At 63.5% G+C, this 11,528-nt stretch carries 4 protein-coding genes and 1 pseudogene; 3 read left to right on the top strand and 2 right to left on the bottom strand.

What is annotated here, in order from left to right:
- Window positions 1–11: 11 nt before the first annotated feature.
- Together IAQ70_RS03260 and IAQ70_RS22590 are read right to left on the bottom strand one after the other, a co-directional pair.
- Window positions 12–442 (bottom strand): annotated as a pseudogene (locus IAQ70_RS03260) (alkaline phosphatase D family protein); the annotation flags it as partial.
- Between the two features lie 451 nt (window positions 443–893).
- A complete protein-coding gene (locus tag IAQ70_RS22590; protein WP_223858744.1) occupies window positions 894–1,529 on the bottom strand; it encodes a GAF domain-containing protein in 636 nt (211 codons plus the stop codon).
- A 359-nt stretch (window positions 1,530–1,888) separates the two neighbouring features.
- Here IAQ70_RS22590 and IAQ70_RS03250 point away from each other — a divergent pair, with 359 nt between their 5' ends.
- The 3 genes from IAQ70_RS03250 to IAQ70_RS03240 all read left to right on the top strand — a co-directional run bounded on the left by IAQ70_RS03250 (window position 1,889) and on the right by IAQ70_RS03240 (window position 11,378).
- Window positions 1,889–2,578 carry a DUF6994 family protein gene (locus IAQ70_RS03250; protein WP_190987871.1) on the top strand — a complete coding sequence of 230 codons (690 nt, stop codon included), beginning with the start codon at window positions 1,889–1,891 and terminating at the stop codon, window positions 2,576–2,578.
- 291 nt (window positions 2,579–2,869) lie between these two features.
- Entirely contained in the window at window positions 2,870–9,322 is a 6,453-nt protein-coding gene (locus IAQ70_RS03245) for a DUF3320 domain-containing protein (protein WP_190987869.1), read from the top strand.
- A 199-nt stretch (window positions 9,323–9,521) separates the two neighbouring features.
- Window positions 9,522–11,378, top strand: coding sequence for an alpha/beta hydrolase family protein (locus tag IAQ70_RS03240; RefSeq protein ID WP_190987868.1), 1,857 nt, complete (start codon window positions 9,522–9,524; stop codon window positions 11,376–11,378).
- Window positions 11,379–11,528: the final 150 nt, after the last annotated feature.

Raw genomic sequence — 11,528 nt, 5'->3', positions numbered from 1 at the left:
CTTGCGGAACGTTAGGCCTGCTGCAGCCCCGAAACCCCGTCCTGGATCGCGAAGGAGGCCTTCGTGCTGACGGGCGATCCCGGCTTCCTGACGTAGTCCAGGACGCGGAAGTCGGCGGTCACCGCATCCTTCGTGATGCGGGTGTTCACGTAGCCGCGGTTGTCATTGTAGAACTTCAGGGGCGGGTTCCAGGCCATGGTCGGGTCGGTGGCGGAGCCGCTGCCGTTGCTGGTTGACGTGATGGAGGTGCACACCAGTTCCGAGCCAACCACGGGGGACGCCGGGTCCTTGTAATCGACCTTGAGTCTTTGGCCCAGTTGCGGTGCACGTCGTCGGTGAGGACCACGGCGTTGCCCACGTCCGCGTCCACCCAGCCCTGGGTGATGCGGCGGCGGAGGGCGTAGCCGTCCCAGCCGTCCCTGGAGACGTCGTCGGTCGTCGGAGTCTGGGGTTTCGACAGCCGCAACGACCGGGGGAGAGAGGCTTAAACGCCGATTAGTGACGCCCGGAACGACACGTACCGTGCATCCCTGCGACCCACCAGGCGTCCCAGTGCTTCCACTGCCTCAAAATCGGTGGAGCCCAGATCATTGCTCAGCCAGCGGACCAGGAGCCCGGCGTCACCGCTGGACCGTACCGCCGATCCGAGGGCCAGGCCCAGCTAATCCCGGAGCAGCTGCACGGCCAAGGCGCCTGACCGGCTCAGCAGGGGAGCCCGATAAGCCTCCCGCGCCTCGGCCATCCGTCCTTCGTGCAGCAGCCGCAGTACTCGGCCCGAATCGGAACGTCCCGCCAGACCCGATACGAACCGGTACGGGTTCGACTCCACGGCATCGCCCAGCATCGAGCGGACCCGGAACATCTCGGTGCGGATGGCCTGCGGGGTGCCTGCATCACCGTAGAGCTCGTAGGCCAGTTCCTCGGCGCTCCACCCCTGTGACCGGGAATCCAGCAGCGCCAGGATCTCCGCCCGGCGCAGCGTCAGCGGGACCCTGCTCCCCGTCCCGGAACACCGCCGCCGGCCTGTCTCCTAGCAGCTCCAGCGACGAAACCGCACCGCCGGGCTGGCGGACGGCCTGCCGGGACGCACGAACGGTGGAGGAGGCACCCAAGGACGTCCCGCCGTCGGGCGTTCCCAAAAGAGCTTCCGCCACCCGGACCGCGTACCGCACCATCCTCAGCGAGTCCGCGCTGAGGGTGTCCAGCGGTCCGGAGACGTCGAGCACACCCAGCAACTTACCCGTCGAAGGGTCCGTGATAGGCGCCGCAGTGCAGGCCCACTCGTGGTGGGTGCGGACCAGGTGCTCGGCGGAGAACAGCTGGACGCGCCGGCCGGTGACCAATGCTTCGCTGATGGCGTTGGTGCCGATGCCGGCCTCGGACCAGTCGGCCCCTTCGGAGGACTCCAGCCGGTCAGCCCGGCGCAGTACGTCCGAGCTGCCCACCCGCCACAGGATCTCGCAGCGGGCGTCGGTGAGCACCAGCAGGTGCCGCGGGCTGTGCTGGTCCGGGCTGATGCCCAGGGCCATAGAGCGGCGCCACGAATCCGCCAGGCTGTTGGGGATCTCCGGGCGCGGGATACCGGAGATGACCAGTTCGTGGGCGCGGCGCAGGGCACGAGTACTTCGCCGGGTTCGAAAACCTCAGGCCGTAGTCCAAAACAGTGTCCTCCCCACCGGCGGCGTCCTGGCCGGCAGCGCGGCGACTTCATCTCAGCTTTGACGCAGCATTGGATCAAGACCGTCTTCGCGCGTGGGATCACGTGAAAGGATTCATGCAACTTACGCTTCAACGACAATTTGGGGGTCTCAACAATGGACACACTCGTCGGCCTGAACTTGCACATGTCACAACCGCTAAAAACACGCGTCGAGCACGAGGGACACTGATGACCTTCGATTTCCACTCCGACACTCCGGCCGGCAAGGACCCTGACTCCTTCAGCCCCACCCTGCGGAAGTACCACCAGCTGCTGTGGAGCAAGGAGTTGCCCACCGGCCCGCACTTCGACCTGGCAATGGAACCCCGCGCGTACCTCGTGCACCGCTCCTCGTCCGGTGTTTTCTTCCTCGCCAGCGACGCCATCACCACCAGGCTGCGAAAGAAGGCTTGGAACGTCATCCGTGACATACCGGAAGACGACTTACCCGAGTACCTTGGCTACACCCCCGGAAGCGCTCTTGTGTTTCCAGGCAACAGGATCGGCAGGAAACCGACGATCAATGGTGCACGCGGACTCCACCCCAGGATCGCCGATCGCTTCGACCTGACCTTGGAGTGCATCCGCCGCCACTATCTTCGTGAGCCGAGCCCCCTCGCAGAAGTACTGCTCAGGTATGCGGAATTCTTCGCCCTGTTCGGGGATTTCGCCGGGTACGTCAAATTCTTTTTGTTGGAAGACCTCGTGGAGGATGACGGCGAGACCATCCGGTTCTTCCACCCGTTCGCCGACTTCAGCACACCGGCCGTTCCGAAGGACAGTGACGAATACCTCGAGTATCTACGGCTTAGCAACGCTTTCATCTCCGCACGCAATCGTAGGATCGACGAAGAACTTGAAGGGCGGATCGCACGGTAAGCCGGAAGTCCGCTTAATCGCAGCCCCACCGGCCCTGCGGAACGGAAGCGCCCGCGGTCCAAGCTCGCCGCCTCGGCCACACCGCTCTTTCTCCTTGTCCGCGGCCTCGGAAGGGCCGAAAGGGCCTCAAACGACGGGGTTCAATTGGTCGGGGCCGTAACTTACAGGTTTCCCGATCATTGAGCGGCGCCAGAACCAGCAAACACGCAGTATTGTCAGCGCCGGATGCCATGATTGGTTGCATTGATTGAATGACGGTGCTGATGCCGGTGCCGTAGATGGGGGAATCTAATGAGTCTGTCCAACCGCGAGTATGTGGGCCGGGCCCTTGACGCCTTGGCGGTTGGCCTTGAGCCTTACATCACAGGGGTGCTCGCTGGTGTAGCCCCCGGCGTGGCCTGGACCAAGATCATTCGGCACAAGGACGAGAACGCCGGACGCACTGCGCAGACCTACGCCCCCACGGATCTCAGCCTGCAGCTGCGGATTATGACGGAATCCATGGGGTCACTTGGCTACCCCTTTAACCTCCCGCATGATGCGCGCAGCCACACCTCCGAGCTGCGCCAGGCACGCAACCTTTGGGCACACAACGAGTCCTTCGACGACTCCGATACGTTTCGTACCCTGGACACTGCAGGGCGGCTGGCCAAGATTATCGGCCTGACCGACACACACAACGAGTTGACTGCGCTTCTCACCGAGTACCAGAACCGGTCTTCTCCGAACCGGGAACAACCGGAAGAAGACCAGCAGGCTCTGCCGGCCGCCGTCGGGCCGTCCGACCTCCCGGAGGCTAGTTTTTCGGGTGAACCCGCCATCCGTGAACCGGCGGCATCCGCTCCTCACGTTGTGGTCGAGGTGACCACTGCAGATGCACTGAGCTACGCGATGGCGCATAACGGCTTCCGCTTCGTCAGGCAGGTCAAGATCACCAACGGTGGGGCGGAAATCCGTGGTGCCGTTGTCCATGTGGAGGCCTCCGCGCAGTCGGGCCGGATCTCCGGCGACTTCCAGCAGTATGTGGACCTGGCCGCGGGGCAGACCATCACGCTGGATGACCTCAACGTCCCAGTTCAGGCTGCCACCATGTATGAACTGGCTGACCGGCAGATGGGAAAGGTCCTGGTGACCGTGCAATCGGCGGGCGCCGATGCACACGTGACGGAGCTGGGCCGCGCAGAGACGGACCTGACGCTCCTGCCCGCCCAGTTGTGGATCGCCGGACGTGGACTCGTGTCCTACGAGTTCCTGGCCGCGTACGTGCAACCGCACCACCCCAGCATTGCCAAGCTTATGTCGGAGGCCGCCGACATCCTCATGCAAACAACGGGCAGCGGCAGCTTCGACGGGTACCTGGAAGACGGGGACCGGGTTGACCAGATCGTGTTCGCCATCGCCCAGGCAATGAGCGCCCGCGACATCCGCTACAGCATGCCACCCGCCAGCTGGGGTCTGGAAGGCCAGCAGGTCCGTACGCCGGCGCAGGTCCTTGAGGACCGTCTTGGCACGTGCCTCGACACCACGCTGGTCCTGGCCGCCGCTTTGGAATTCTGCGGCATCAGGCCTCTGCTCTGGCTGGTGGATGGCCACGCCTTCCTCGGCTACTGGCGGGAAGAAGGCAGTCTCAGCACTGCCGCGTCCGACGACGTGCCCGAGTTGGTCAGCCTTGTACAGCGGGGCTTCATCGGCCTCGTGGAAACCACACTCCTCACCGGCAGTCAGCCGATCTCGGCGGCCGCACTCCGCAGCAGCCCGCTGAACCGTTATGTGGAAAGCGGCAATGACGAGATCAACGCCGTGACTGACATCAGGCGCGCCCGCCTCGATGGCATCTACCCGCTGCCGGCCCGGACGGCGTCCGAGGCCGGAACCTACTCGGTGGTCAACTACGTCCCGGAAACCAAGACTGCGCCGGAGCTGCCGAAGAAGGCAGCCCCAAGAGGAGGAACGGCCAGGACCACAACCGATGTTCCACCCCGGGTGGTCCAGTGGAAGAACGCCCTGTTGGACCTGAGCCTGCGGAACAGACTCATCAACTTCACTGATACGGCCAGGTTCCCTCTGGCAGTGCCTACGGCATGGATGGGCGCGTTCGAGGACCTCATCAGCAAGGGCACGGCCGTCAGCCTGCTTCCGTCCAACCAGATCAGCGCCATCCACCAGGAGCGCGGCGTCCGCTTCGGCAAGGACCTTCCCCAGGACGAACTTGCGGACCTGCTTAGCTCCAAAAAGTCCGTGTTTGCCGAGGTCAGCGAAGACGGCTACAACGCCAAGATGCGCGGGCTCGCCTACAAGGCAAAGACCCAGCTGGAGGAAACTGGAGCCAACAACCTCTACCTGGCCCTCGGTAGCCTGATGTGGGAGCTGGATGGCCGGGCTCTCCGGTCCCCGCTGGTTCTGGTCCCCGTCAAGCTGACTTCCGCAGGGAAGAACGGTTTGTATCGGGTCGCACTCGATGAAACTGGCCAGTCGACGCCAAACTATTGCCTCCTTGAGAAGCTGGCGCAGTCCCACGACCTGCGGATTCCGGGCCTGGCCGAGCCGGAGGAAGACGGATCCGGAATCGATCTGGACGCTGCGTTCGCCGCAGTCCGGGCCGCCGTATCGGCCAAGGGCCTTGCCTTCCGAGTGGAAAACACCGTGGACCTGTCCATGTTGCAGTTCGCCAAGTTCCGGCTGTGGAAGGACCTTGACGAGAGCTGGAAGGAATTCACGGCCAACAGCCTGCTCAACCACCTGATCAGCACCCCCACGGAACTCTATTCAGACAGCATTCCCGTCATGCCCGACGTCGACCTGGACGCCCTTGCGGCGCAGTGTCCAATACCAGCGGACTCGTCGCAGTTGGAGGCAGTCGCGTCTGCAGTGGCCGGCCAAACGTTTGTCCTGGAAGGCCCTCCGGGCACCGGAAAGTCACAGACCATCACCAACCTCCTGACCCGCGCCATTGCTGACGGCAAACGGGTTCTGTTCGTCGCGGAGAAGCGGGCGGCACTCGATGTTGTCCAGAGGCGGCTCGACGACGTCGGGATGGGCCCGTTCTCCCTTGACCTGCATGACAAGGGCAGCAAGCCGGCGGTGGTCAGGGCGCAGATCAAACACGCCCTGGAGCTGAGCCTGTCTGCGAATAAGCAGCAGCTTGAGACTGCCTCCACCGATCTTGCCTCAGCCCGGCGTGGGCTGGTCCGCTATGCCAACAACGTCCATGAAGAGAACGGCGCGCAGCTTTCCCTCTACAGTGCGCGCACCAAGGCTCTGACCTATGAACCTGATCAGGCGACGGTTCCGCTCAGCCCGGAGCTGACAGCGTCCTTATATGACTCCACCCTGAACTCGATCCGGCAGGTGTTCCGGGAACTTCCGGAGTTCACCGACCCCGTCCGTCCTGGGCCTGACCACCCATGGCGGTTTGCCACCGTTGCCGGCGATGAGCAGCAGGAGCAGCAGCTGCTGGCTCTGGGACGTCGCCTCAACGAGGCGCTGAACGCCTTGCGGCCAACCCCCGGACTTCCGTCGGTTCTGGACGCAGCGCAGACGCCGGCCGACCTCGAAACTCTCGCGGCGCTGCTGCAGGACCGGAACGTTCCCTTGGGGACCCTGGATGTGGTCCGCTCCGGCGACTGGTCGGTAAACGCTGAACAGTTGGAGAAGCTGGTGACGGCCTTTGCGTCCGTCCAGCATCCGGGCCTTGAGCAGGTGGCGCCCGGGGCTATGGATCTTCCTCTGCCAGAAATTCTCGGCCGCGCGCAGCAGGCCGCGGCCTCCGGATTCTGGGGACGCAAGAAGCGGTTGCTGGCAGTGGTCGCCGAACTGTCCCCCGTGCTTGTTTCCGGAGCTGAAGTCCGCCACAAGGAGCTGGTGCCGCTGCTGGAGAAGCTGGTAGCTGTCCAGCACGAGGTCTCCGGCCTGCGGGCAACGCGGGGCTCGTTGCCCGGGCTTCCTGCGGACCAGCACTGGAACCCGCTGACGCCCGATGCCCAAGCTGACCTGCGACACCGCATTTCCTGGCTGCGCTGGGCCGCGCAAGCGGTGCAGCCGTCTCCGGAGCCCGCCGTCGTGAGCTTTCAGAGCGAGCTCCGCACGTTCCTGAAGGACGCCCCGGACGTCCACCAGAACGTTGTCGGCTGGCTGCGGGAGCTTTCCCAGGCTTGGGAAGAATTCCTGCAGATCCAGGGTGTGGGTACCGCTGACCTGCGTAGGTGGACCGGTGAGCGGGCCTTCCTGGCCCGCTGGTGGGAAACGTCCGTGCCGCGGCGGCTGGATACGGCGGGGTCGGTGCCGCTGAGGCAGTGGCTCGAGCTGGTCCGCCATGTCGAGCCGCTGCGTGCTGCGGGGCTGGTGGACGCGCGTATTGCCATCCTCGACGGTGAGCTGGAGGCCGATGACGCCGCAGCCGCTTTTGAACGAGGCTTGGCTGAAGGGTCGCTGTCCGAGCGGCGCATCGCTACCGGGTTGAGCGACTTTGACACCAGCGTGCACGAGCGCACCATCGAGAGGTTCACCAGCCGAGCGGAAACGGTACGCGAGCTGCTCAAAACCAACCTGGCCGCCGGGGTCCTACGTTCCCGGACGGTCTCGTCGTCGTCGACCTCCGGGCGTATGGGCGAGCTGCAACGGCAACTGACCAGGCAGCGGGGTGGCATGTCCGTCCGCAAACTGATGGAACACTACTCAGACCTCATCACGGGGATCATGCCCTGCACCCTGGTCAGCCCGGATTCGGTGGCCCGGTTCTTCCCTGCCAAGGCCGGCCTGTTCGACATCGTGGTGTTCGACGAAGCCTCACAGATCCGGGTGGCCGACGCGGTGGGTGCGATGGGACGTGGTGCCTCAGTGGTGGTGGTGGGTGACAGCAAACAGATGCCGCCGACGTCGTTCGCGGAGATTTCCTCCGACGCTGGCGGCGACGGCGACGCCGAGATCTCCGTGGTGGAGGATATGGAGTCGATCCTTTCCGAATGCGTGGAAGCGCGGGTGCCGCGGCAGTGGCTGTCCTGGCACTACCGGAGCCAGGACGAATCGCTGATTGCATTCAGTAACCAGCAGTACTACGACAGCAAGCTTTCCTCGTTCCCGGGTCCGTCCCACGGCGCCGCGAATGCGGGTGTCCGCGGGCACGGGGTGAACTTTGTCCGGGTTGACGGCCAGTTCCACCGCTCGGGACCATCCAAAGTCCTCCGTACCAATCCTGTGGAGGCCGCGGCGGTGGTGGCCGAGATCCGCAAAAGATTCAGTGCTGATCCGGCGGGGACTCCCTCCGTAGGAGTGGTGACCTTCAACCTGCAGCAACGCGCACTGATCGAAGGTCTGCTGCGTGACACCGAGGATCCGCGTATCGTCGCTGCTCTTGACGACGATGCAGAAGGGCTGTTCGTCAAGAACCTCGAGAACGTCCAGGGTGATGAGCGGGACGTCATCCTGTTCTCGACGGGGTTCAGCAAGAATGACAAGGGATACCTGCCGCTGAACTTTGGTCCCCTAAACCGATCTGGCGGTGAACGCCGCCTCAACGTTGCCGTCACCCGTGCACGCCGGCAAGTTATTGTTTTCTCCAGCTTCAACCCGGCCGACCTGCGCTCCGAGGAAACCAGCTCCGTCGGCATCAAGCACCTGCGGTCCTACCTTGATCTGGCCGAGCAGGGGACCGCTGCTTTGCCTTATGATGGGCGCCGCGCCGCCAGCATTGACCTGCACCGGGAAGAGATAGCCGACGCGTTGCGGGACCGCGGGTTCGTGGTTGTTTCGGATGTGGGATTGTCCGATTTCAAGGTGGATTTGAGTGTTGCGCTGGCGGAAGACCCGTCCCGCCAGCTGATGGCCATCCTGCTGGACGGTCCGGCCTGGGCTGCACGCCGGACCGCGGGTGACCGGGACGGGCTGCCCCGGGATGTCCTGACGCGGATGATGCGGTGGCCTTCAGTGGAGCGGGTGTGGTTGCCGGCATGGCTTGCGGACAGTGAGGCGGTACTCGATCGGCTGGAACTGTCCTTGCGGGAAGCTGCTGGCGACGTTTCGGAAGAGGCTGTCGCTGAGCCGGCTCCGCGCGAGGTTGACCTTCCCGGAGTTGATGGCGGTGAGGCTGTTGAGGAGCCCGCTGGAATTGTCACTGACCCGATCGGAACGCTGCCGCTGTTTGAGGAGATTCGGAAGCCAGCTGGGCTGTCCTCGTCGGTGCCTGTTGCCTCCGAAGTGGCTACCTACCAGCCGTGGACCGTGCAGGCGTTCGGAACCACGGACGTTCTTGACAGCCTGCACTCACGACGTTCGATTGCTGCCGTCCGAGATGCCATTGGGGTTGTTGTCGCGGCTGAGGGGCCAGTACATCAGGACCGATTGGCAAGACTGGTCTGTGCTGCATTCGGACTCAATAAGGTCAACGGTCCCCGTGCGGACTCCGTGCTTCGTCTGGTCGAACCGTCGACCCACGTTTTTGATGACGATGGATTTGTTTGGGATGCCGCGGTGGATAGGCGCACTTGGAGCATCTTCCGGTCTAATGACGCGGAGATCGTTCGTAAGCCCGAGCACATCAGCGTTGTGGAACTGCGGAATGCGATGGTGGATATTGTGAGTGCGACAGGCGGCATCGGAGTGAGTGAGCTGCATCGGGAAACGATTCAGACGTTCGGCGGGAAGCGCCGGACTGCTGGCATCACGGCCCGCCTGAATGAGGGGCTGCAGCATGGAGTGGACACCGGCCATCTTGAACTGCGCGGCGACATGGTGCGGCTAGCCACATAGCCAGACTGGACTCGCTGTTTCATTGCAAGATGTCAGGGCCAACTCCCTCGGACTACGGGGTACTACCCTCGATGCCCGGTGCCAATTAATTTCAGAATGCAGGTGCGCATGCCGTCCCGCAAACGGATGCGCACCACGCGGCCTCCCAGATGCTGCGACAGATTTACCAAACTCAATCTCAATTTTGATCGGAGCTCCAATGTCCCAAGAACCCTTCCTGCTCTTTCTGCACGGCGTCGGCGACGGAAACAGGAACGGCGCTTGGTTGACCGGACTCACCGCCGCATTGTCCCGCCTTGGATACCCAGAAATTGACCGAGCGCGCGTGATCGCACCAAAGTACGCTCATGCACTGAGGGGCAGCGACGAATCCTTGCCGCTCCCTCGAACTACCGTCAAACAGCCCGCTAGGGATAGCGTTCGACGGAACCGCCGGGATTTTGAGCGACGCACCGCCGCGCTCGAATTCCGCCTGGGAAGACACAACCGAGGGAATGGCTGGGGCGGCGCCGAATTCGTCGTCAACGGCTCGGCCAGCCTCCCGGGCTTCGGGCAAGTACGCAAGTACCTCGGCGACGCGGATGTCCGGGCACAGGTTCTCCATCTAATTCTGAAGAAACTGCCCCCATCCGGTCAGATCGTGATTATCGGCCACAGCCTGGGGTCCTTGATCGCTGTGGACCTCCTCCAGCGGTTGCCAACAGGGCTCGAAGTAGTTGGCATGGTCACCATCGGCAGCCCACTCGCCAGCGGCCGGTTCGACGTCGAAAAACTGCGCGAGAGCATGCAGGAGCCTCCTGCCAACTTAGCCTGGTGGGCCAACTTCTGGAACGTGCTCGATCCAGTCGCTGCCCACAGAGGCCTGTCGTCGATGTACAACTGGATGCTGGACTTCCGCATCGTGAGCGGGTTCAACCACCACGTACACGACGCCGAGTCATACCTCTCCCACGACGCGGTCGCCGAAGCCGTAGGGTTCGCGCTTTTCGGATCGAAGTCGACCGAGATCGTCAGCGCGGATCACGGTCTGGACATCCAATTGGACGCATCCGAACTCACGGCCTTAGTGGCATTGCGATACGCCCATCTACTGAAGTCACGGCTGGAAGGCGAGCAGGCAGCCCGGTTTGCTGGAGCCTTGCGGCAGGTGCAAGCCAGTGCTATCAATGAGATCCGCCAGCGGAATAGGGAGGCTGGAAGGCCGCTGCCGTCGCAGGTTGCCAGGTTGGCCTTCGACCCATCGGACCCAGAGGCCCTCGTGCCCGAGCCGCTGCCGAGCCGCCACCTGACCAAAGAAGACGCGGTAACCCTGCTCACCGTTCTTGCATCCGAAAATGTGATCAGGCCATTTGAAATTAGCGTTGAACGCGATAAGTGGCTCGGCGCCATGCAGGAACTCACCGCGGAGATGGGACTAGGGAGCCAATATGGCACCCACGTCTTTGAAGCAGCAAAAAGAGCCCAGGACGTCCTTAGTGGAGCGCTGGTGATCAACTGGAAGAAATGGGGGACGCTGGGCGCCGGCGCGGTCGCCCTGGTGGTGGCCACCGGCGGTCTCGCCCTGGCTGCCGCGCCAGGGGTGGCGGGCGCGGCAGTCATCACAAGTGCCCTGGCCGGATTTGGCCCCGGCGGGATGATCGGTGGATTGTTGACGGCCGGGACGCTTGTTGGGGCCGGTGGCGGAGGCATCGCGTTCAGCCTCGCGAGCCCGGGCACTACAGCCGAAACCGTCGAAGCAGTGATACAGCGCCGCTTGACCGCCGCCATCCTGCGCCAGCGGCAGAACCTTGAACCCGACTACTCATTGTGGAGCATCCTGTCTGGGAACGAGATTGCGTTCCGCCGGGAATACGAACGGCTGGATGAGTTCTCCGACGATTCAGCCCAAGGCCTGAAAGAGCTGAAGAAGAAGCTCGAGACCATTGAAAGGGCGATGAAGTACCTGTCCGAGAATGGCCTGGAACCGGACCTGATCGAAGATCCTGCAGAAAGCGCCCTGGACGCTGAGGAGAGTCAAGCCAGTGCTGCACGCCAGCCCCAACTGCAACTTGAATAGGGACTCCTGGGCTAGGGAGAATCATCGGTGACCGTCGCCGGACAAAAGGGGCCCTTCGAAGATGAGCGTGGTCAGGCCGGTCTGAGGATACCGCCGCCGGGCTGGGTTTTCGGTGCGGCGTGGTGCGGCGGGAAAGAGGTCAGGGCCTCT

The organism is Pseudarthrobacter sulfonivorans (assembly GCF_014712225.1).
GTDB lineage: Bacteria > Actinomycetota > Actinomycetes > Actinomycetales > Micrococcaceae > Arthrobacter > Arthrobacter sulfonivorans.
This window is presented reverse-complemented; position numbering and strand designations above follow the sequence as displayed.

Excerpts from the sequence above, each read along its gene's own strand:
- IAQ70_RS03240 (WP_190987868.1), top strand. The coding sequence starts at position 9,522 with ATGTCCCAAGAACCCTTCCTGCTCTTTCTGCACGGCGTCGGCGACGGA.
- IAQ70_RS22590 (WP_223858744.1), bottom strand. The coding sequence starts at position 1,529 with ATGGCCCTGGGCATCAGCCCGGACCAGCACAGCCCGCGGCACCTGCTG.
- IAQ70_RS03250 (WP_190987871.1), top strand. The coding sequence starts at position 1,889 with ATGACCTTCGATTTCCACTCCGACACTCCGGCCGGCAAGGACCCTGAC.
- IAQ70_RS03245 (WP_190987869.1), top strand. The coding sequence starts at position 2,870 with ATGAGTCTGTCCAACCGCGAGTATGTGGGCCGGGCCCTTGACGCCTTG.